Annotated in this window: 20 protein-coding genes and 2 tRNA genes; 15 read left to right on the forward strand and 7 right to left on the reverse strand. The window is 62.3% G+C overall.

The features are described 5' to 3' along the window. Window positions 1-7: 7 nt before the first annotated feature. Window positions 8-1,396 carry a type I glutamate--ammonia ligase gene (glnA, locus tag JHL16_RS07515; RefSeq protein ID WP_171028293.1) on the reverse strand — a complete coding sequence of 463 codons (1,389 nt, stop codon included), beginning with the start codon at window positions 1,394-1,396 and terminating at the stop codon, window positions 8-10. 79 nt (window positions 1,397-1,475) lie between these two features. After that, complete coding sequence (locus JHL16_RS07520; RefSeq protein ID WP_119269018.1) at window positions 1,476-1,814, reverse strand: P-II family nitrogen regulator; 339 nt, start codon at window positions 1,812-1,814, stop codon at window positions 1,476-1,478. A gap of 205 nt (window positions 1,815-2,019) precedes the next feature. Here JHL16_RS07520 and JHL16_RS07525 point away from each other — a divergent pair, with 205 nt between their 5' ends. From JHL16_RS07525 to tig, 6 genes are all read left to right on the forward strand, one after another. Beyond that, window positions 2,020-2,628 (forward strand): GNAT family N-acetyltransferase, encoded by a 609-nt coding sequence (locus tag JHL16_RS07525; protein ID WP_200184258.1) that lies wholly within the window; start codon window positions 2,020-2,022, stop codon window positions 2,626-2,628. Between the two features lie 8 nt (window positions 2,629-2,636). Beyond that, window positions 2,637-3,821 carry a pyrophosphate--fructose-6-phosphate 1-phosphotransferase gene (locus JHL16_RS07530; RefSeq protein WP_200184259.1) on the forward strand — a complete coding sequence of 395 codons (1,185 nt, stop codon included), beginning with the start codon at window positions 2,637-2,639 and terminating at the stop codon, window positions 3,819-3,821. Window positions 3,822-3,904: 83 nt separating this feature from the next. Beyond that, window positions 3,905-4,294, forward strand: a complete 390-nt coding sequence (locus tag JHL16_RS07535) for a VOC family protein (RefSeq protein WP_200184260.1) — start codon at window positions 3,905-3,907, stop codon at window positions 4,292-4,294. 39 nt (window positions 4,295-4,333) lie between these two features. Further along, window positions 4,334-5,797 carry an NAD(P)H-hydrate dehydratase gene (locus JHL16_RS07540; RefSeq protein WP_200184261.1) on the forward strand — a complete coding sequence of 488 codons (1,464 nt, stop codon included), beginning with the start codon at window positions 4,334-4,336 and terminating at the stop codon, window positions 5,795-5,797. Between the two features lie 36 nt (window positions 5,798-5,833). After that, window positions 5,834-5,918: transfer RNA gene (locus JHL16_RS07545), tRNA-Leu, on the forward strand. A gap of 82 nt (window positions 5,919-6,000) precedes the next feature. Beyond that, the gene (gene tig, locus JHL16_RS07550; protein ID WP_200184262.1) at window positions 6,001-7,566 is read left to right on the forward strand and encodes a trigger factor; all 1,566 of its coding nucleotides are present in this window, start codon (window positions 6,001-6,003) and stop codon (window positions 7,564-7,566) included. A 52-nt stretch (window positions 7,567-7,618) separates the two neighbouring features. Here tig and JHL16_RS07555 read toward each other — a convergent pair whose 3' ends face one another. Genes JHL16_RS07555 through JHL16_RS07565 form a run of 3 tightly spaced genes read right to left on the reverse strand, consistent with a single transcriptional unit; the run spans window position 7,619 to window position 10,118 of the window. After that, window positions 7,619-8,194, reverse strand: a complete 576-nt coding sequence (locus tag JHL16_RS07555; protein ID WP_200184263.1) for a histidine phosphatase family protein — start codon at window positions 8,192-8,194, stop codon at window positions 7,619-7,621. A gap of 4 nt (window positions 8,195-8,198) precedes the next feature. Continuing rightward, window positions 8,199-8,813 carry an exopolysaccharide biosynthesis protein gene (locus JHL16_RS07560; RefSeq protein WP_200184264.1) on the reverse strand — a complete coding sequence of 205 codons (615 nt, stop codon included), beginning with the start codon at window positions 8,811-8,813 and terminating at the stop codon, window positions 8,199-8,201. After that, window positions 8,814-10,118 (reverse strand): hemolysin family protein, encoded by a 1,305-nt coding sequence (locus JHL16_RS07565; protein WP_200184265.1) that lies wholly within the window; start codon window positions 10,116-10,118, stop codon window positions 8,814-8,816. A 254-nt stretch (window positions 10,119-10,372) separates the two neighbouring features. Here JHL16_RS07565 and JHL16_RS07570 point away from each other — a divergent pair, with 254 nt between their 5' ends. The 8 genes from JHL16_RS07570 (at window position 10,373) to JHL16_RS07605 (ending at window position 17,838) form a co-directional block, all read left to right on the forward strand. Then, complete coding sequence (locus tag JHL16_RS07570; protein WP_200184266.1) at window positions 10,373-10,999, forward strand: ATP-dependent Clp protease proteolytic subunit; 627 nt, start codon at window positions 10,373-10,375, stop codon at window positions 10,997-10,999. 183 nt (window positions 11,000-11,182) lie between these two features. Continuing rightward, complete coding sequence (gene clpX / locus JHL16_RS07575; protein ID WP_137855274.1) at window positions 11,183-12,460, forward strand: ATP-dependent Clp protease ATP-binding subunit ClpX; 1,278 nt, start codon at window positions 11,183-11,185, stop codon at window positions 12,458-12,460. A gap of 248 nt (window positions 12,461-12,708) precedes the next feature. Next, window positions 12,709-15,147 (forward strand): endopeptidase La, encoded by a 2,439-nt coding sequence (gene lon / locus JHL16_RS07580; RefSeq protein ID WP_200184267.1) that lies wholly within the window; start codon window positions 12,709-12,711, stop codon window positions 15,145-15,147. Window positions 15,148-15,389: 242 nt separating this feature from the next. Then, a complete protein-coding gene (locus JHL16_RS07585) occupies window positions 15,390-15,665 on the forward strand; it encodes an HU family DNA-binding protein (RefSeq protein WP_200184268.1) in 276 nt (91 codons plus the stop codon). Between the two features lie 171 nt (window positions 15,666-15,836). Beyond that, window positions 15,837-16,616, forward strand: a complete 780-nt coding sequence (locus tag JHL16_RS07590) for a class I SAM-dependent methyltransferase (RefSeq protein ID WP_200184269.1) — start codon at window positions 15,837-15,839, stop codon at window positions 16,614-16,616. A gap of 46 nt (window positions 16,617-16,662) precedes the next feature. After that, a tRNA-Val gene (locus tag JHL16_RS07595) sits at window positions 16,663-16,738 on the forward strand. Window positions 16,739-16,827: 89 nt separating this feature from the next. Further along, on the forward strand, window positions 16,828-17,328 hold the full coding sequence (locus JHL16_RS07600; RefSeq protein WP_200184270.1) for a GNAT family N-acetyltransferase: 501 nt from the start codon (window positions 16,828-16,830) through the stop codon (window positions 17,326-17,328). A 114-nt stretch (window positions 17,329-17,442) separates the two neighbouring features. Then, complete coding sequence (locus JHL16_RS07605; protein ID WP_200184970.1) at window positions 17,443-17,838, forward strand: cupin domain-containing protein; 396 nt, start codon at window positions 17,443-17,445, stop codon at window positions 17,836-17,838. Between the two features lie 11 nt (window positions 17,839-17,849). On the opposite strand, the gene JHL16_RS07610 is transcribed toward JHL16_RS07605, so the two are convergent. Beyond that, window positions 17,850-18,380: a hypothetical protein gene (locus JHL16_RS07610; protein ID WP_200184271.1), complete on the reverse strand. Its 531-nt coding sequence runs from the start codon at window positions 18,378-18,380 to the stop codon at window positions 17,850-17,852. Between the two features lie 220 nt (window positions 18,381-18,600). Between JHL16_RS07610 and JHL16_RS07615 the strand changes: the two genes are divergently transcribed. Beyond that, on the forward strand, window positions 18,601-19,038 hold the full coding sequence (locus JHL16_RS07615) for a hypothetical protein (protein ID WP_200184272.1): 438 nt from the start codon (window positions 18,601-18,603) through the stop codon (window positions 19,036-19,038). A 48-nt stretch (window positions 19,039-19,086) separates the two neighbouring features. Here the strand turns inward: JHL16_RS07615 and JHL16_RS07620 are convergent, their stop codons facing one another. Beyond that, window positions 19,087-19,815, reverse strand: coding sequence for a hypothetical protein (locus JHL16_RS07620; RefSeq protein ID WP_200184273.1), 729 nt, complete (start codon window positions 19,813-19,815; stop codon window positions 19,087-19,089). Between the last annotated feature and the right edge of the window lie 71 nt (window positions 19,816-19,886).

The raw sequence follows: 19,886 nt of genomic DNA on the forward strand, positions 1-19,886 counted from the left end.
ACAAAAATCAGCAGCTGTAGTACATGTCGAATTCAACGGGATGCGGCATCATCTCGTAGCGCATGTTCTCTTCCATCTTGAGCTCGATGAAGCTGTCGATCTGATCGTCGGTGAAGACGCCGCCCTTCTTCAGGAACTCGCGGTCCTTGTCGAGCGAGGTGAGCGCCTCGCGCAGCGACCCGCACACCGTCGGGATGCCTTTCAGTTCGGCCGGCGGCAGATCATACAGGTTCTTGTCCATGGCGTCGCCCGGATGGATCTTGTTCACCACGCCATCGAGGCCGGCCATGATGAGCGCCGAGAAGCCGAGATAGGGATTGGCCGTCGGATCGGGGAAACGCACTTCGACGCGCTTGGCCTTGGGGTTCGATGTGTGCGGAATGCGGCACGACGCCGAGCGGTTGCGCGAGGAATAAGCGAGCAGCACCGGCGCCTCGTAGCCCGGCACCAGACGCTTATAGGAGTTGGTCGACGGGTTGGTGAAGGCGTTGCAGGCCTTGGCGTGCTTGATGACGCCGCCGATGAAATAAAGGCACAGCTCCGAGAGGTCGGCATACTGGTTGCCGGCCATCTGGGTTTTGCCGTCCTTCCAGATCGAGAAGTGGCAATGCATGCCCGAGCCGTTGTCGCCGAAGACCGGCTTCGGCATGAAGGTGGCCGTCTTGCCATAGGCATGCGCCACATTGTGGATCACATATTTGTAGATCTGCATGTGGTCGGCGGCGGTGACGAGCGTCTGGAACTTGGTGCCGAGCTCATGCTGGGCGGCCGCCACTTCGTGATGGTGCTTCTCGACGGAGAGGCCCATCTGGCCCATCACCGAAAGCATCTCGGAGCGCATGTCCTGCGCCGAGTCCATCGGGTTCATCGGGAAATAACCGCCCTTGGTGCGCATGCGATGACCGAGATTGCCGGTCTCATATTCACGGTCGGTGTTGGTCGGCAGTTCGATCGAGTCGAGCTTGAAGCCGGTATTGTAGGGCGATGACGAGAAACGCACGTCGTCGAAGATGAAGAATTCGGCTTCGGGACCGACATAGACCGTGTCGCCGAGCTTCGTCTGCTTGAGATAAGCCTCGGTGCGCTTGGCGATCATGCGCGGGTCGCGCGAATAGCCTTCGCCGGTCGACGGCTCGAGAATGTCGCAGAACACCGCGAGCGTCGTCTGGGCATAGAAGGGGTCCATATGCGCGGTGGACGGATCCGGCATGAGCACCATGTCGGATTCATTGATCGCCTTCCAGCCGGCGATCGAGGAGCCGTCGAACATCAGCCCCTCGGCGAACGCTTCTTCATGCATCTGCGACACGTCCATCGTCAGATGCTGCATCTTGCCGCGCGGATCGGTGAAGCGGAGATCGACGAATTTCACGTCCTTGTCCTTGAGAAGCTTCATTACCGCTTCGGCGTCTTTCGGCTTAGCCATTTTCTGTTTATCCTCTGCTTGGCTTGGTTGTCTTGTGGTGCTGAGACGATCAGAGCGCGTCCGTGCCGGACTCGCCGGTGCGGATGCGGATCGCCTGATCGATGGTTGAGATGAAGATCTTGCCGTCGCCGATGCGCCCCGTGCGGGCCGCGTTCTGGATCGCCTCGACCGCCTTGTCGACGAGCTCGTCGGCGAGGACGATCTCGATCTTCACCTTGGGCAGGAAGTCGACGACATATTCGGCGCCGCGATAGAGCTCGGTATGGCCCTTCTGCCGGCCGAAGCCCTTGGCCTCGGTGACGGTGATGCCTTGCAGTCCGACCTCTTGCAGAGCTTCCTTCACTTCGTCGAGCTTGAACGGCTTGATGATGGCCTCGATCTTTTTCATGCACACCCCTGTTGTGATCAGGCACCCTGATTGCAGGGCGCGTGCCAATTGGCGTTGGGATAAAAGTTGTAAGGAAATCAAGAGGATGTCTGGTCAGAGGAAAAGCCCCGCCTGATTCCTGTGCCTAATTATAGGGCATTCGCCGAAAGCTTAGGCATGCAAATCCGGTATCGCACGAATTTGCCGTGCTGGGTATGGTCAGGGCATGAATCGGACCCGGAAGGCACCCGCGAAGTTCACCGCTCATCCGCTTACGCCGTCGCGCTGGGCCGACCTGGAAGATTTGTTCGGGCCTGATAAGGGCGCCAATTCCGGCTGCTGGTGCATGTGGCCGCGGCTGACCAGCAGCGACTTCCGCTCCATGGACAAGGAAAAGCGCAAACGCTCTTTCAAGTCCTGTGTGACCAAGGGGCCGGTGCCCGGAATTCTTCTTTATGAGAACGGCCAGGCCATCGGCTGGGTGGCGGTGTCGCCGCGCGCCGACGTCATCCGCTTCGAGAAAGCGAAGACTTCGCAACTCGAGCCGGAGAAGGATCCGGCGAAGCACTATGCCATCACCTGTTTCTTTGTGCGCACCGGCCACCGCAAGCGCGGGCTGATGACCGACCTTGCCAAAGCCGCCATCGATTATGCGAAAAAGAAGAAGGCGGCAGCGCTCGATGTCTGTCCGATCGAGACCGACAAGCCTTTGATGTGGGGCGAGGGCTTCGTCGGCATCGCCTCGGTGTTCCGCGAATTGGGCTTCGAGGAAGTGGCGCGCCGATCGCCCCGGCGGCCGCTGATGCGGCTTTCCTTCGATCGGCGAGCGCGATAGGAAAAAGCATGACCAAGATCGCGATGTTGACCGCCGGCGGACTGGCGCCCTGTCTTTCTTCCGCCGTCGGCGGATTGATCGAGGGCTACAGCGCCGTCGCGCCCGATGCCGAGATCATTTTCTATCTCTATGGCTATCAGGGCCTGCTGACCGGCACGTCGCTGACCGTCACGGCGGATATCCGCGCCGGCGCGCATCTGCTGCATCGCCAGGGCGGCAGCCCGATCGGCAACAGCCGGGTGAAGCTCACCAATGCCGGCGATCTCGCCAAACGCGGACTGATCAAAACGGGCGAGGAGCCGCTCGCCGTGGCGGCGGCGCAGTTGCGTAAAGATGGCGTCACCATCCTCCACACGATCGGCGGCGACGACACCAGCACGACCGCGGCCGATCTCGCGCGCTTCCTCGCCAATGAGGGCCATCATCTCACCGTGGTCGGCTTGCCCAAGACCATCGACAACGACATCGTGCCGATCCGCCAGTCGCTCGGCGCCGTCACGGCGGCGGAGCAGGGGGCGATCTTCTTCGAGAATGTCGTCAATGAGCTGACCACGGCGCCGCGCACGCTGGTGATCCATGAGATCATGGGCCGCCATTCGGGCTGGCTGGCCGCGGCGACCGCCGAAACCTATCGCCGCCGCATGAACGAGACGGCGGTGCTCGACTTCGGCGTGGTGCGCAAGGACATCGACGCGCTTTATATCCCGGAGCTGCCGATCGATATCGACGGCGAGGCAAAGCGGCTGCGCGCAGTGATGGACGACAAGGGCGCCGTCGCCATCTTCCTCAGCGAAGGCGCGGGCGTCGCCGACCTGGTGCGCGAGATGGAAGGACGTGGCGAGACCGTCGAGCGTGACGCCTTCGGCCATGTGAAGATCGACAAGATCAATGTCGGCGACTGGTTCTCCAAGCGCTTCGCCAAGCTCATCGGCGCCGAACGCACGCTGGTGCAGAAATCGGGCTACTTCGCCCGTTCCGCCGCCGCCAATGCGGAAGACCTGGCGCTCATCCGCGATATGGTGGCGCTGGCCGTCGCCACGGGCCTCAAGGGCGAGAGCGGCGTCATCGGCCATGACGAGCAGCGCGGCGGCGAATTGCGCGCCATCGAGTTCCCGCGCATCGCCGGCGGCAAGCCCTTCGATACAAATGTGTCCTGGCTCACCGACCTCTTGCGCGAGATCGGGCAGAGATAGCCGACATCATTTTGCAATGGGCTTCTGATCTCTATAGACTGACAGGATTGCCGGGACGGCCGCGTTCTTCAAGGAGAGTGCCAATGTCTTATGCCAGTCTGATCCCGCATATGACCATCAACGACAATGCCAAGGCCGCCATCGACTTCTATAAGAAGGCGTTTGGCGCCGAGGAGCTTGCCCGCCATGATGCCGAGGACGGCAAGCGCCTGATGCATGCGCATCTCAAGGTGAACGGGCACGACATGTTCCTCATGGACGCTTTCCCGGAGCGGGGGTCGCCCATGACCGCACCGTCCGGCATCATGATCGCCTTGCGCGTCGATGATCCCGACAAGTGGTGGGATCGCGCGGCCAAAGCCGGCGCGACGGTCGTCGTGCCGCTCGACGATCAGTTCTGGGGCGACCGCTGGGGTCTCTTGAAGGACCCCTTCGGCCATGAATGGTCGATCAGCGCGCCGTCAAGGAAGTAACGGCTTGCGATAGAGGCGGGCGCCCGGCAAACATGGCGCATGTATTCCCACGCGCTGCTGACGCCGGAACAGATGTATCGCGCCGATGCGCTCGCCGTCGCCGCGGGCGTGTCGTCCCTGACGCTCATGGAGCGGGCCGGCCGTGCCGTGGCGGAGGAAATCCTGCGCCGCTTCGGGGCGCGTCCGACGCTCGTTTTATGCGGACCCGGTAATAATGGCGGCGATGGTTATGTCGTGGCGCGGCTTCTGCGCGACTGGGGCTGGCCGGTGCGCGTGGCGCTCTTGGGCGAGACGGCGCGGCTCAAGGGCGATGCCGCCATCATGGCCAAGCGCTGGGGCGGGCCTTTCGAGAGTGTGACGTCCGTGGACGGCGCCGGACTGATTGTCGATGCATTATTTGGCGCCGGACTATCCAAGCCCCTGTCGGACCAGATAGTGAAGTTGAGCAGCGCCGTGAAGGTGCCGGTGGTCGCCATCGACGTGCCCTCCGGCATCGACGGTGCGACGGGCGCGGCGCGGCCTGCCGCTTTCAGGGCCGACCTGACCGTCACCTTCTTTCGCAAGAAACCCGGCCATGTGCTGATGCCGGGGCGGGAATATTGCGGCGAGACGGTCGTCGCCGATATCGGCATCCCCGACCGGGTCCTGGACGAGATCAAGCCGCCGCTGATGGAGAATTTCGTGCCCGAACTGCCGCAGGCGGGGCCGAACCAGCACAAATATCGGCGTGGCCATGCGGTGGTCGTCTCCGGCGCCGCGCATCAGACGGGCGCGGCACGGCTCGCGGCGAGAAGCGCACTCCGGGTCGGCGCCGGGCTGGTCACTGTCGCCTCGCCTAAAGCGGCGATGGCGGCCAATGAGGCGCATCTAACCGCCATCATGCTGGCCGAGGCCGACGACGCCTTGGCGCTCGGGCGGCTTCTCGCCGACCGGCGCAAGAATGCCGTCTGCATCGGACCGGCGGCCGGAGTTGGGGCGGAGACCCGGGCCAAGGTGCGCGCCGCTTTGGCGAGCGGCGCCGCAGTGGTTCTCGACGCCGATGCGCTGACTTCCTTTGCACTCGCCCCGGACGAGTTGTTCGAGGCCATTGCCGAGACGCCGGAGCGGGCCGTCGTCATGACTCCACATGAGGGAGAATTCGCCCGCCTTTTCAAAGATCTGGTGAAGGAATCGGATTCAAAATGTGAGCGTGCGATCGCCGCCGCCAAGCGCTCCGGCGCCGTCATCCTGCTGAAGGGTCCGGACAGCGTGGCGGCGAATGGAGAGGGGGGGGCCATCGTCAACACCAATGCCCCGCCGAGCCTCGCCACGGCGGGGTCGGGTGATGTGCTGGCGGGACTCCTGACCGGCCTCCTGGCGCAGGGCATGGAAGGGGTCGGGGCGGCGGCAGCCGCCATGTGGCTCCATGGCGCCGCGGCCGGAAAATTTGGCCGCGCGGGCCTGACCGCCGAGGATTTACCTGACCTCATTTCTTGTGGAATCCCCCAAAACCCTCTGCTATAGACCCCGCCCATCGCAACGGGCCCGAGCCTATGGCGCGCGGGCGTGGTGAAATTGGCAGACACGCAGGATTTAGGTTCCTGTGGGGCAACCCGTGGGGGTTCAAGTCCCTCCGCCCGCACCAAGGCTCATGCGCCCGAAGCAACCCGGTTTTCGCAGAGATGCCGCGAAGAAGAGACAGAACCCCATAAGGATTGAGCAGGGACATGCAGGTTACCGAAACGCTGAGCTCCGGTCTGAAGCGCGAATATAAAGTGGTCGTCGCCGCCTCTGAGCTCGACACCGAACTCAACAAGCGGCTGCAGGAACTCGCCGGCAAAGCCAATATCAAAGGCTTCCGTCCTGGCAAGGTCCCCGTTCCGCATTTGAAGCGCGTGTACGGCAAATCGGTCATGGCCGAAGTCGTCCAGAAGCAGGTCGACGACGCCAGCAAGAAAGTGCTCGAGCAGCACAATCTGAAGCCCGCTTATCAGCCGGAAGTGAAGCTCCCCGAGGACCAATTGGAAGTAGAGCGCATCTTCGACGGCAAGGAGGATCTCTCCTACACCATGTCGCTCGAAGTGATTCCGACCTTCGAGCTCAAGGACACGACGGGCCTCACCCTCGAGCGTCATGTCATCGACGTGACCGACACCCATATCGACGAGGCGCTCGGCCGCATCGCCGCCCAGTACAAGGACTGGCAGGCCAAGGATAGCGCCGCCGCCAAGGGTGACCGCGTCACCATGTCCTTCGTCGGCAAGATCGACGGCACCGTTTTTGAAGGCGGCTCGGCCGAAAACGTCCCGCTGGAGCTCGGCTCCGGCCAGTTCATCCCGGGCTTCGAGGACCAACTGATCGGCACCAAGACCGGCGATGAGCTGGTGGTCAAGGTCACCTTCCCGGAGACCTATGGCGTCGCCACGCTCGCCGGCAAGCCGGCCGAGTTCGACGTCAAGGTAGGCAGCGTCGAGGCGCCCAAGGAAACCGTCATCGACGACGAATTCGCCAAGAAGCTCGGCCGCGAGAGCCTCGACAAGCTGAAAGAGACGGTGCGCGAGCGCATGGGCCAGGAATTCGGCCAGATGACCCGCCTGAAGCTCAAGCGCGACGTCCTCGACGCGCTCGACAAGACCTACAGCTTCGAGCTGCCGGAGCGGCTCGTCGAAGCCGAATTCAACGGCATCTGGAACGCGCTCGACGCCGAGATGAAGCGCTCGGGCAAGAGCTTTGCCGATGAGAACACCACCGAGGAAGAGGCGCGCAAGGAATACCGCGCCATCGCCGAGCGCCGCGTGCGTCTGGGCCTCGTGCTCGGCACGCTGGGCGAGAAGGAAGGCGTCAACGTCACCGACGACGAGCTGCAGCGCGCGCTCATGGAGCGCGCCCGCCAGTTCCCCGGCCAGGAGCGCAAGGTGTTCGACTATTACCGTAAGAACGCCAATGCGGTGCTCGAGCTGCGCGGCCCGATCTTCGAGCAGAAGGTCGTCGACCACATCGTCGCCAAGGCCAATGTCTCGGACAAGAGCGTGACGCGCGAGGAGCTCCAGGCCCTGGTGCAGGACGAGGATGAGCATGATCACGATCATGCCCATCACGACCATGACCACGACCACGACCACGACCATGATCATCACCACCATGATCACGATCACGATCATCACCACCATGATCATGACCACGGCCACGATCATGCGCATGACCACGACCATGACCACGATCATGGCGACGAGGCCAAGAAGGCCCCGGCCAAAAAGAAGGCTCCGGCCAAGAAAGCCAAAAAGGCGGAGTGATCTCCGTCTGACGGAATTGAGAAAGGCGGCCGGTTGGCCGCCTTTTTGTTTTCTATGGCCCGTCGATGGGGCGCCAGCCGTGAACGGGCCGCAAGTCCGGCACAGTGAAAGTGAAGTAGTTGCCGCCGCCGCCAGGCTGATCGGCGCTCCGGCTGATCGGGCGCCCCGTCAGGGACAGAAGGAGCAGCGTGCCGACGCCACCATGTCCGACAAAGGCGATGTCGCCTCCGGTGTGACCGGCAAGAACCTCGTCGACCTCGGCACGGATGCGCGCTTGCGCGTCGATCGCGCGTTCCCAGCCGCGAATGCTGGTCTCGGGATGGGCGAAGAACTGATCGGCGACGGCCTCGAACTCGGGCGGCGGCAGGAAGCCCGTCGCCGAGCGGTCGTTCTCATGCATCTTCTCGCGGATCTCCGGCGCGATGCCGAGATGACGTCCCAGGATTTCCGCCGTCTCGATGGCCTTTCTTTCGCCCGAAGACACGATCCGCCGGATCGATCTCACCCAGGGCTGGCCGAGCATCCTTTGCGCCCGCGCGCGGCCGAGGTCGGACAGGCCCCAGTCGGGCACCGGCACATCGGCGTCGATGCGGACCTGCGGGTGTGTGATGTAACAGGCCGTCGCCAATGGACTACGGTGCCAACCAGTTGCTCAGGAAGGCGAAGATCGCGGTGCCGAAGAGATAGAGCAGGATGAGAATGACGACGGTGGCGGCGGTGCCGAACCAGCCGCCCGCCATGGCGAGATCGTCCTGCTCGATGAGGCCGAGCGCGAAGCAGCACAGCGCCAGAGCCGGCGCCATATTGGCGCCGGGGATCGGCAGCAGCAGGATGATCGCGCAGAAGAGGCCGGCGAGGCCTGCCAGCCTTTCGCCGAGCGAGGAGGTGAGCAGTGTGCCGCGCGGCTTGAGGAGCCTTTCGACCTTGACGACATAGGGCACCAGGCGGTTGAGCAGATAGGGCAGGCGTCCGCCGCCGACTTTGGCGTTCATCAGTTTCTGCGGCAGCCAGACCTTGTCCTGCTTGATCATCAGCTGCGCAGTGATGAAGACGAGCGGCACGCCGAAGATGAAGGAGGAGCCCGGCGGCAACGGGATGATGTTGGGCGCCGCCAGCAGCAGAATGAGCGCGCCGAAGCCGCGCTCGCCCAAAGCGCGCACGACGTCGCCCAAAGTCAGGTCTGGATTGTGGTCCTGCGCCAGCCTTTTCAGGATGTCGGACAGGCGTTCGTTATGCGGTTCCGTCACTTACGCCCCCTTTCGCCGGAGCGCGGGCGCCCGCATGGCCAGAACTTTGTCGATACGGCGCTGGTCGAGATCGAGGATCTCGAAGCGCCAGCCGCCGAATTCGGTATGTTCGCCGATCTTGGGCAGGCGGCCGAAGCGTTCGAGCATGAGGCCGGCCACCGTGTGATAGACGCGTTTGTCGGGCAGCGGCATGCTGATGAGTTCCATCAAGTCGTCGACCGGCATGCTGCCGGCGAGGAGCCATGAGCCGTCCTCGCGCTCGACCGCATCGGGCTCGGGCGCACCTTCCTCGGTATGGAAGCTGCCGACGATCGCCTCGAGGATGTCGGCGGTGGTGACGACGCCCTCGAAATGGCCGAACTCGTCATGGACGAGGCCGACATGGACGGGACTGTCCTTGAGCTTCGCCACCACGTCGAGCGCGTCCATCGTGTCGGGAATGATCGCCGCCTCGCGCACGAATTTCTTGGGGTCGGGCCTTTTGCCCTTGAGATAGGCATCGAGCAGGTCCTTGGCCTGGAGGATGCCGATGATCACTTCGGGATCGCCGTCGGTGACCGGGATGCGTGAATGGACGCTCTCGGTGATGGCTTTGCGGATCTCGGCGGCACTGCCGGTGAGGTCGATGATGTCGACGTCGTGGCGTGGCGTCATGACGGCGCGGACCGGCCGGTCGCCGAGCTGCATGACGCCTGAGATCATCTGACGCTCATCGCGCCCGAGGACGCCCGCGGTCTCTGCCTCGGCCACGAGGGTGCGGATTTCTTCTTCAGTTACCTGCGATTCGGGCGAAGCCTTACGGCGAAGGATGAACAGGACGAAGCGCCCGGAGGCGTCGAGAAGCGTGACGACGGGGCCCATCACCCGCGACAGAATGGTCATGAACGGGGCGACGATGCAGGCGATGCGCTCGGCATTGCGCAAAGCGAGCTGCTTGGGCACCAATTCGCCGATGATGAGCGAGAGATAGGTAATGAGCGCCACGACGATGCCGAGGCCGACGGGTTCCGCCCAGCCGCGCGCCATGCCGAGGCTCTGCAGCCAGAGCGACAGGTAATCGCCGAGCGAGGCGCCCGAATAGGCGCCGGCCAGGATGCCGACGAGGGTGATGCCGATCTGGACGGCGGAGAGGAAGCGACCGGGATTGGCGGCCAGCGCCATGGCGCGCCGGGCGCCTTTTACGCCCCGGTCGGCCAATGTCTTGAGGCGGGTGCGTCTGGCGGAGACGATCGCGAGTTCCGACATCGCGAAAAGGCCATTGATGAAAATGAGGATGAGAACGACGACAATGTCTAGGACAGGCATGATGCCGCAATAATGGGGCACGGGGCCTCGGGTTGCAAATCCCTTGACGGCGCGTGATCCGGAAAAGTGGCCCGGTTTTCCGTTCCGATCACGCGCCAAAATAATAGTTGGTGCAAGTCCTTATAGCCAAAGCTTCGCTTTGGCGGGACTTGCTATGGGATGAGGAATATGCTGCACCTCTTCCGATTAGCCCGGCAATCACCTATCTATGCTGGGCTCTGATCTCATTCTGATTCGCAATATCCGGGACTTTCATGCGCGATCCTATTGAAACTTATGGTTCTTTCTGGCCCCAGGTCATCGTCCAGGAGACGCGCGGCGAGCGCGTTTATGACCTGCCGTCAAGGCTTCTGCGTGAGCGCATCATCTTTATCACCGGGCCGATCGACGATGGCGTGGCGGCTTCGGTGTCGATGCAGCTTCTCTTTCTCGAGGCGGAAAACCCGAAGAAAGAGATTTCGATGTATATCAACTCGCCGGGCGGCGTCGTTACGTCAGGCCTGTCGATCTACGACACAATGCAATTCATCCGTCCGCCGATCTCGACCACGGTGATGGGCCAGGCGGCCTCGATGGGCTCGCTGCTGCTCTGCGCCGGCGACAAGGGCATGCGTTTCGCGTTGCCCAATGCCCGCATCATGGTGCATCAGCCGTCCGGCGGTTTTCAGGGCCAGGTGACCGACATCCTGATCCACGCCAAGGAAGTGGAAAGCCTGAAGCGCCGGCTGAACGAGATCTATGAAAAGCACACCGGTCAGCCGCTCAAGGCGGTCGAGCAGGCGCTGGAACGGGATAATTTTCTCACCGCCGAGGCCGCCAAGGAGTTTGGCCTTATCGATAAGGTGATCGACAAGCGTCCGGCGCCGGCGGAGTCCAAATAATTGGCGGATTTGGCCTTTACACCTTATTATTTGTACTATGGGAGCTACCCCTCCGGCAGCTGGCATGCCAGTTGAATCAATTCTTGATTAACCAACGGGGCGCATGCTCAAATTGAGTCGGTCGTGTCAAAATGGTGACATCCACGCAGATACGGCCCGTTCAGAGTTCGAGGAAGTATTGAAATGACCAAGTCCGGTGGCGGCGACAGCAAGAACACCCTGTACTGCTCTTTCTGCGGAAAGAGTCAGCACGAGGTCCGCAAGCTCATTGCCGGGCCGACGGTATTCATCTGCGACGAATGCGTGGAATTGTGCATGGACATCATCCGCGAGGAAAACAAATCCTCGCTGGTGAAGACCAAGGACGGCGTGCCGACCCCGCACGAGATCCGCAAGGTTCTCGACGACTATGTCATCGGCCAGGACCACGCCAAGAAGGTCCTCTCGGTCGCGGTCCACAATCACTATAAGCGCCTGAACCACGCGCAGAAGAACAACGACGTCGAGCTGGCGAAGTCGAACATTCTGCTGGTCGGTCCGACCGGCTGCGGCAAGACCTTGCTCGCCCAGACGCTCGCCCGCATCCTCGACGTGCCCTTCACCATGGCCGATGCGACGACGCTCACCGAAGCCGGCTATGTCGGCGAGGACGTCGAGAACATCATCCTGAAGCTGCTGCAGTCGGCCGACTACAATGTCGAGCGCGCTCAGCGCGGCATCGTCTATATCGACGAGGTCGACAAGATTTCGCGCAAGTCGGACAATCCCTCGATCACCCGCGACGTGTCGGGCGAGGGCGTGCAGCAGGCGCTCCTCAAGATCATGGAAGGAACCGTTGCCTCGGTTCCTCCGCAGGGCGGCCGCAAGCATCCGCAGCAGGAGTTCCTGCAGGTCGACACCACCAACATCCTGTTCATCTGCGGCGGCGCTTTCGCCGGCCTCGAGCGCATCATCGCGCAGCGCGGCAAGGGCTCCGGCATCGGCTTCGGCGCCGAGGTCAAGTCGCCTGAAGATCGCCGCACCGGCGAGGTGTTGAAGACCCTGGAACCCGAAGACCTGCTCAAATTCGGTCTCATCCCCGAATTCGTCGGCCGTCTTCCGGTCGTCGCCACGCTCGAGGATCTCGACGAGCCGGCGCTGATCCAGATCCTGAGCGAGCCGAAGAATGCGCTGGTCAAGCAGTATCAGCGTCTGTTCGAGCTCGAGGGCGTCAAGCTGACCATCGCCGAAGAGGCGATGCGCTCGATCGCCCGCAAGGCTATCGACCGCAAGACCGGCGCCCGTGGCCTGCGCTCCATCATGGAAGCGATCCTTCTCGACACGATGTTCGATTTGCCGGCCATGGACGGGGTCCAGGAGGTCGTCATTTCGAGGGATGTCGTCGAAGGCGACGCGCGTCCCTTGCTGATCTATGCCGATCGCGAAAAGCAGCCGGTCAAAGCCGCCCCGGTCTCGGCCTGAAGCGGGCCGGGAACCGGTAGAGCGGGCCCTTTTGTCAAGGGATTGAAATACGTTAACGCTGCCTCCATGTGAGGAGCGGATTTAAGCTGTCCGTCCGTCGAGTTCCGCGTAAACTGCGTAATTGCGGATAGGTACAGCTTGGATCCCGGCACCGAAAGTCCGTGGCTTAAAGTTGATGCGTTTGCCCAGCGGGAAGCGTATCCAGAGTGCGGATTTCACGCGTGGCCTAACCCGCGAAAGGAAACAAAATGACCTCGACTCCCTCCCGGCCAGCTTCTTCAGCCGGACCCGAAACGCTCCCTGTCCTCCCGCTTCGCGATATCGTCGTTTTCCCGCACATGATCGTGCCGCTCTTCGTCGGCCGCGAGAAGTCCATCCGCGCGCTCGAGGACGTGATGCGCGAGGAGAAGCGCATTCTGCTGGTGGCGCAGAAGAACCCGGCGGACGATGATCCGCAGGCCAATGCCATCTACGAGGTCGGCACGCTCGCCCAGGTCCTGCAGCTCCTCAAGCTGCCGGATGGCACCGTCAAAGTCCTCGTCGAGGGGCTGGAGCGCGCCAAGATCGAAAGCTTCACCGACCGCGCCGAATTCTTCGAGGCGAAGGTCAATGTCCTGCCCGACGACACCGACGACCAGGCCGAGACCGAGGCTTTGTCGCGCACCGCCATGGCGCAGTTCGAGAGCTATGTGAAGCTCAACAAGAAGGTGCCGCAGGAAGTGATGGCGACTTTGTCGCAGATCACCGACTATGCGAAGCTCGCCGACACGATCGCCGCGCACCTCGCCATCAAGATTCCCGAGAAGCAGGAACTGCTCGAGCTGACTTCGGCCTCGAAGCGTCTTGAGAAGGTCTATGCGCTCATGGAAAGCGAGATCTCGGTCCTTCAGGTCGAGAAGCGCATCCGCTCGCGCGTCAAGCGCCAGATGGAGAAGACCCAGCGCGAGTACTATTTGAATGAGCAGATGAAGGCCATTCAGAAGGAACTCGGCGATGGCGACGAGCGCGACGAGTTGAACGAGCTCGACCAGAAGATCAAGAACACCAAGCTCTCCAAGGAAGCGCGCGAGCGCGCTGATGCGGAACTGAAGAAGCTCCGTCAGATGAGCCCGATGTCGGCCGAGGCGACGGTGGTGCGCAACTATCTCGACTGGCTGCTCAACATACCGTGGGGCCAGAAGAGCAAGATCAAGCGCGACCTCAAATTCGCCGATGACACACTCAATTCCGATCACTTCGGACTCGAGAAAGTGAAGGAGCGCATCGTCGAGTATCTCGCCGTGCAGAGCCGCACCAACAAGCTGCGTGGGCCGATCCTGTGCCTCGTCGGCCCTCCGGGTGTCGGCAAGACCTCGCTCGGCAAGTCGATCGCCAAGGCGACGGGTCGCGAATTCATCCGCATGTCGCTTGGCGGCGTGCGCGACGAGGCCGAGATCCGTGGTCATCGCCGCACCTATATCGGCTCGATGCCCGGCAAGGTCATCCAGTCGATGAGGAAGGCCAAGAAGTCCAACCCGCTCTTCCTGCTCGACGAGATCGACAAGATGGGCATGGATTTCCGCGGCGATCCGTCATCGGCGCTTCTCGAAGTGCTGGATCCTGAGCAGAATTCGTCCTTCATGGACCACTATCTCGAGGTCGAGTACGATCTCTCGAATGTGATGTTCGTGACCACGGCGAATACGCTCAATATCCCGCCGGCCCTGATGGACCGCATGGAGATCATCCGCATCGCCGGCTATACCGAGCAGGAGAAGCTCGAGATCGCCAAGCGCCATCTGCTCCCCAAGGCCATGGAGAACCACGGCCTGGAGAAGAAGGAGTTCGAGCTCACCGATGCCGGCATCATGGAAGTGATCCGCCGCTATACGCGGGAAGCCGGTGTGCGCAATCTCGAGCGTGAGATCAACTCGCTCTCCCGCAAGGCGATCAAGGACATCATGATGTCCAAGAACGTCAAGAAGAAGATCAAGGCGACACCCGACATCGTCGAGAAGTATCTTGGCGTGCCGAAGTTCCGCCATGGCGAAATCGACCAGGAAGATCAGGTGGGTGTGGTCACCGGTCTCGCCTGGACCGAGGTCGGCGGCGAGATCCTCACCATCGAAGCGCTCATGATGCCGGGCAAGGGCAAGATGACCGTCACCGGCAACTTGCGCGACGTGATGAAGGAATCGATCTCTGCTGCGTCCTCCTATGTGCGCTCCAGGGCCACCGATATCGGCGTCAAGCCGCCGGTGTTCGACAAGAAGGACATCCACGTGCATGTGCCGGAAGGCGCTACGCCGAAGGACGGTCCCTCGGCTGGCATCGCGATGGTTACGGCAATCGTCTCGGTGATGACCGGCATCCCGGTCCGCAAGGATGTGGCGATGACGGGTGAGATCACACTCAGAGGTCGCATCCTGCCGATCGGCGGGCTCAAGGAGAAACTCCTTGCAGCGCTCCGCGCGGGCATCAAGAAGGTCATGATCCCGGAAGAAAATGCCAAGGATCTGGCCGACATCCCGGACAATGTGAAGTCCGAGATGGAGATCATTCCGGTCGCCCGGATGGACGAGGTGCTGCATCACGCTCTGACGCGCTACCCCGATCCCATCACCTGGGATGAGGAGGCCGAGGAGGCCGCCGCCCGCGCCGCCGCCCGCAAGGGCGATGATGCCGGCGAGGCCATGACCGCCCACTGAAACGCCACCGGATTCCCATAGGAATCAAGGGTTTCGGCGAATCAGTCTGATCAAAAAATGCGCGGCGTCTCCGTCAGGAGGCGCCGCGTTTTTATTGCGGGGTGCCAATAAGCGCTTGAATTGAACCGCGAATTCAGGGGCCGGAGAATAGCCCTTGCAATGCCGGTTCGTTGGACGACCATGCCGGTCAATGGCGTGTTGCGTAGTGCGTGAGCTCACTCATCAAAACGAGGATCGAGGTCATGAACAAAAACGAACTCATCGCCAAAGTGGCAAAGGATGCCAAGCTGACCAAGGGCGAAGCGGGCGAGGCGGTCGTCGCCACCCTCGCCAACATCATGCGGGCGCTGCGTGGCGGCGACGATGTCAGGCTGGTCGGCTTCGGCACATTTTCGGTGACGCGCCGCAAAGCGGGCCAGGCGCGTAATCCGCAGAACGGCCAGATGATCAAGCTTCCGGCATCGAAGCGGCCGAAATTCAAGGCCGGCAAAAACTTGAAGAAGGCGGTGAACGGCTAGAACATTTCACTCCAGCTACTCAAATCACATCGGCCCCGCATGCCCTTCAGAACATGCGGGGCATTTTATTTGAATTGGTCAGTGGTTCGGTTTCAGCCTTCCGCCATCATCCCGCCCGATCCGTCCTTTCATCTCCTGACACCAAATAGCGCCGCCGCGCGTAAAGGGGGGATGATGGCTACTGCGAAGGAACAGGGCGAGCTGTGGGGCGCCAGGGCGCGTGATTGGGCGCGCTGTGGCGAACCGGCTTGGCGCGACGTCTTCACCGCCGTTCTCGATCAGGCGGGGATCGGGCAAGGCACCTGCCATCTCGACATTGGTTGCGGCGCGGGCGGTACCCTGGTTCTGGCGCAGGAGCGCGGCGCCGTGGTTTCAGGCTTCGACGCGGCGGAGAATCTGGCCGCCATCGCACGCGAGCGCTTGGGCTCGGTCGACATCCGGGTGGGCGACATGCAGGCTTTGCCTTTTGCCGATGAGAGCTTCGATGCGGTGACCGGAATCAATGTCTTCCAGTTCGCCGATGATCCGGCCAAGGCATTTGCCGAGGCGAGGCGCGTGGCACGCGCCGGTGGTGCGGTGACGATGCTGGTCTGGGGCCAGCGCGACAAATGCGAATTGATGAGCGAGGTGATGCCGGCCGTCTGGGCACTCGACCCGCCGAAGCCGCCGCCGGCACGACCGCCGCTCGCCGAGACCGCGGAGGGGTTCATGCGCGCCGCCGGGCTCGATCTCGAAGTCTGCGGCGATCTCATCGCGACCTTGATCTATGCCGACCGCGACGCCGCCGCCAACGCCATCCTGGCGGCTTCGGAGAGCACGGTGCGCCATGCCGGAGAGGCGAAGGTGCGGGGCGCGCTCAATGCGGCGCTGGCCCCCTTTGCCGGCGCCGATGACGGCCGGGTGAGACTGCGGAACATGTTCCGGCTGGTGACCGGAAGGCGCCCGGCCTGACAGGCTTGCTTTAAGGGGCCCCGGCAGCTAATACCCCGGCTGGAGCGGGCGATTAGCTCAGTTGGTAGAGCGCTTCGTTTACACCGAAGATGTCGGGAGTTCGAGTCTCTCATCGCCCACCAGTTCTCTCTCGGCGGCAATATGATTTCACCCGGCATGGAACGGCGGGTTCGCGCGTATGTGCGTGATCAACTGGCCTCGTGGAGGTTCCATGATCACCGCCCATCCCGCCATCGTCATCCGTCGCGCCATGGCCGAAGACGAGCCGGCCATTCACGCGATGGTACGCCGCGAGCGGCTCAATCCGCATCACCTCCATTTCCGCAACTTCGCAGTCGCCGTCAGTGGCGGCGAGCTCATCGGCGCCAGCCAGATACGTCATTACCGCGACGGCTCGCGCGAGCTCGGATCGGTCGTCGTGGCGCCTCTCTGGCGCGGCTGCGGAGTTTCGGCGCGCATCATTGACTTCCTTCTCGGCGGCGAAACGAACGCCGTTCACGTGATCACCCGCAAGCGTCACGCGCATCACTATAAGCGCTGGGGCTTCGAGCCCATTCCGGCGCGCCTGGTGCCAGGCCCGATCCGCTTGAACTTCCGCATCGGCGATACGATCGGCACCGTCATGGCGCTTCTGCAGCGCAGGCGGGTCAACCGGCTGATGATCCTGCGCCGTCCGGCTTCGCCCGCTCCGGAAACCCGTATTGCCGCGTGAGACTTCCGTCTTGCCCGCTTGCGAACTTCCTTGTCGGAATATTCGATATGTGTAAGGTCGCCTGCGGTTTGGCTTGGGAGAAAGCGCGTGACAACAACAAGAATAGTTCTGGCGATGATGGCCGTAGCCCTTTCGGCCGGCGCGGCATTGGCACTCGAGGCGGTGACGGTCACGCCGCTCTACGAGAAAACCGAAACGGCATCCGGAAAGCCGATCGTCCTCCCGCAGAACAACGTAAGGGTGATTGTTTCCACCTTTGATATCGCGCCGGGCGCCACGCTGCCGGTCCACAAGCATCCTTTCGCGCGTTATGCCGTCGTTCAGGCGGGAACGCTGAAGGTCATCAATGTCGAGACCAATGAAGCCAAGATCTACAAGACCGGTGATTTCGTCGTTGAAATGATCAACCAGTGGCACCGCGCCGAGAATATCGGGAGTGACGCGGTCAAGCTGCTGGTGATCGATCAGGTCGAAGGAAGTGCGGCGAATACGATTCTGAAGGGTCAGTAGACCATAGGGACTCAGTCGCCCAGGAAACTCCTGCTGTTGCAGGAGACTTCCGCTTTGCCTTCGGCGAAGGAGGGAGCCCCGACGACGAGCTTGGTATCGCCTTTGACCATAGCGCGTTCGTTGATCCGCTTGATCCATTCATCGAGAGCGGGGCGCTCCGCATTGGTGATGAGCCGCAGGCCCGTGCCGGCCGATGTTCCGGGGCCCCGATAATAGAGCCGCGGGAAGAGCTCGATGAGGAGGGGATCCTCGGCCGAAGCGCAGATATGTGTGAAGCGGACGCCCTCGATTGCGAGCGGCGGACGCAGGCTCCAGCAGGTCTCGCTGTCGACGCGCGCGCCCTTCTTGAGATCGATACGCTTGGTCTTGTTGAGATAAAGCAGCATCGCCGTCGGATCGGGCGGATAGGCGCAGGCGATCTGGCGGACGGCATGGTCGATGAAGCGATCATCGCCATCTTGAGCCCGGGCCGAAACCGGGGCAGCGATCGTCAGGACAAGGATTAAACCGGCGACCCAGGCCGGTCTTGCCGATATGGCCATGACAGTTCCCCCTTAACGGCGCAGCAGATGTTGAGAATACATCAGAGGGACAGTTGGGCAAGGCTGACGGGTAATTGCCCCGCAATGTCCCGAGATGCCCCGAGACGCCATTTTGTCTGCGCGCTATCACCACGAGAAAGACAGGGGATCGGCGTAGAGCCGGAAGCCGGGCGGGCCTTATGTGCCTGATTTATCTGCAACCTTGAACTGGGAGACCCTCATGAATCTGGGACGGAAATCTGTTTGCGCGGGCGCCCTGGCGGTGCTCGTGGGAGCCTCGACCTTCGCTTTTGCCGGCGACAGGATGAGCCCTGAGCAGTTCGCCAATCTGCGCATGCGCGTCGAGACCGGCACGGCGCTTGCGGCCATCGCCGAGCACGAGAAGGACGGCGAGATGATGCTCGTCGCCGCCAAGCTTCTCTCGACCGTCGGACCGGTCGAGCTGCGCGGCAAGAAAAAAGCCGACGGCAAGCCTGAGCACTATGACATCAAGAAGATGGTCGAGGCGGCGAAAAGCATGGGCGCCAAGCCCGACGAGAAGGCGGCCAAGCTCGAAATGTCGCCCAAGGCCGGCATGGTGGCGAGCTATTGCGCGCTCGGTGCCTGGATCCAGACCTGCGATTACCAAGGCTACTGCCGCTGGGAATATCAGTGCTGAGGTGACTGCGCCGGGAAGCGCATTTTCGCAGGAGGTGCGCTCCTCGGATTACGGCGCTACCAAGGGGGCGGCTTCTGGCTTTGCAGCGGTTGCCGGTGGCTGTTCACCAGCGCGCATCTCCGCGATCTGCTGGACGACGAAAGGCTTGAATTTCGCGATAACCTTTCGCTCCACCTCCCGCTTTTGCGCCGCGGTCGGCGCCGCGAGTTTTACGTAGTCCATCAGCAACGGGGCGCATTGGCTGAGCGTGGCCTTCACGATGGCCTCGGCACTTTCGGTCGTCGTGGTGGCCTGGCTCCGGGACGAGTCGGCCCCACAGTCGAACAGCCGGTCCAGCGCCGTCCAGGATTCCTCCTCCTGCGGCGACCGTTGGTGGGGCTCTACGGCGAGCTTACGTTGGATCGCGTCATCGAGTGCCGGCAGGATGGTGTTCTGCGAGATACTGTCGAAGGCGGCTCTGACCTTGTCATCATCGCCATAGGCGCTGGTGAGGACGGCGTGGAGATGATCGAATTCTTTCGCGCAGGCGCGGAATACCTCCCGACCGGCCAGATATCCTGGCGATGTGGCGTCAGGGTCGATCGTGATATGAACGATGGCGCAATCGCGGAAGGCATAGACTGCCGGATCGCCGACAGTCTGCCACCACGCCTTGACGAGGGGCGTCGGGCCGTTCTCCCTCTGAGGCGGCTTGGCGCGTTCGTTCTCATGGCCGCGTTCAGCCCAGGCCGGAATTGCACCGACAAGAAGCGCAATGACGATCAGTACGCTGCGCATTGTTACCGCCACCCAGAGAGGTCTCAGGCCAGATTAGGCCAATTTGTCCCGACGGCAAGCGTGCTGTTTAC

The organism is Taklimakanibacter albus (assembly GCF_016595235.1).
Taxonomy (GTDB): domain Bacteria; phylum Pseudomonadota; class Alphaproteobacteria; order Rhizobiales; family Aestuariivirgaceae; genus Taklimakanibacter; species Taklimakanibacter albus.

Excerpts from the sequence above, each read along its gene's own strand:
- glnA (WP_171028293.1), bottom strand. The coding sequence starts at position 1,396 with ATGAAGCTTCTCAAGGACAAGGACGTGAAATTCGTCGATCTCCGCTTC.
- JHL16_RS07520 (WP_119269018.1), bottom strand. The coding sequence starts at position 1,814 with ATGAAAAAGATCGAGGCCATCATCAAGCCGTTCAAGCTCGACGAAGTG.
- JHL16_RS07525 (WP_200184258.1), top strand. The coding sequence starts at position 2,020 with ATGAATCGGACCCGGAAGGCACCCGCGAAGTTCACCGCTCATCCGCTT.
- JHL16_RS07530 (WP_200184259.1), top strand. The coding sequence starts at position 2,637 with ATGACCAAGATCGCGATGTTGACCGCCGGCGGACTGGCGCCCTGTCTT.
- JHL16_RS07535 (WP_200184260.1), top strand. The coding sequence starts at position 3,905 with ATGTCTTATGCCAGTCTGATCCCGCATATGACCATCAACGACAATGCC.
- JHL16_RS07540 (WP_200184261.1), top strand. The coding sequence starts at position 4,334 with ATGTATTCCCACGCGCTGCTGACGCCGGAACAGATGTATCGCGCCGAT.
- tig (WP_200184262.1), top strand. The coding sequence starts at position 6,001 with ATGCAGGTTACCGAAACGCTGAGCTCCGGTCTGAAGCGCGAATATAAA.
- JHL16_RS07565 (WP_200184265.1), bottom strand. The coding sequence starts at position 10,118 with ATGCCTGTCCTAGACATTGTCGTCGTTCTCATCCTCATTTTCATCAAT.
- JHL16_RS07570 (WP_200184266.1), top strand. The coding sequence starts at position 10,373 with ATGCGCGATCCTATTGAAACTTATGGTTCTTTCTGGCCCCAGGTCATC.
- clpX (WP_137855274.1), top strand. The coding sequence starts at position 11,183 with ATGACCAAGTCCGGTGGCGGCGACAGCAAGAACACCCTGTACTGCTCT.
- lon (WP_200184267.1), top strand. The coding sequence starts at position 12,709 with ATGACCTCGACTCCCTCCCGGCCAGCTTCTTCAGCCGGACCCGAAACG.
- JHL16_RS07585 (WP_200184268.1), top strand. The coding sequence starts at position 15,390 with ATGAACAAAAACGAACTCATCGCCAAAGTGGCAAAGGATGCCAAGCTG.
- JHL16_RS07590 (WP_200184269.1), top strand. The coding sequence starts at position 15,837 with ATGATGGCTACTGCGAAGGAACAGGGCGAGCTGTGGGGCGCCAGGGCG.
- JHL16_RS07600 (WP_200184270.1), top strand. The coding sequence starts at position 16,828 with ATGATCACCGCCCATCCCGCCATCGTCATCCGTCGCGCCATGGCCGAA.
- JHL16_RS07605 (WP_200184970.1), top strand. The coding sequence starts at position 17,443 with ATGATGGCCGTAGCCCTTTCGGCCGGCGCGGCATTGGCACTCGAGGCG.
- JHL16_RS07610 (WP_200184271.1), bottom strand. The coding sequence starts at position 18,380 with ATGGCCATATCGGCAAGACCGGCCTGGGTCGCCGGTTTAATCCTTGTC.
- JHL16_RS07615 (WP_200184272.1), top strand. The coding sequence starts at position 18,601 with ATGAATCTGGGACGGAAATCTGTTTGCGCGGGCGCCCTGGCGGTGCTC.
- JHL16_RS07620 (WP_200184273.1), bottom strand. The coding sequence starts at position 19,815 with ATGCGCAGCGTACTGATCGTCATTGCGCTTCTTGTCGGTGCAATTCCG.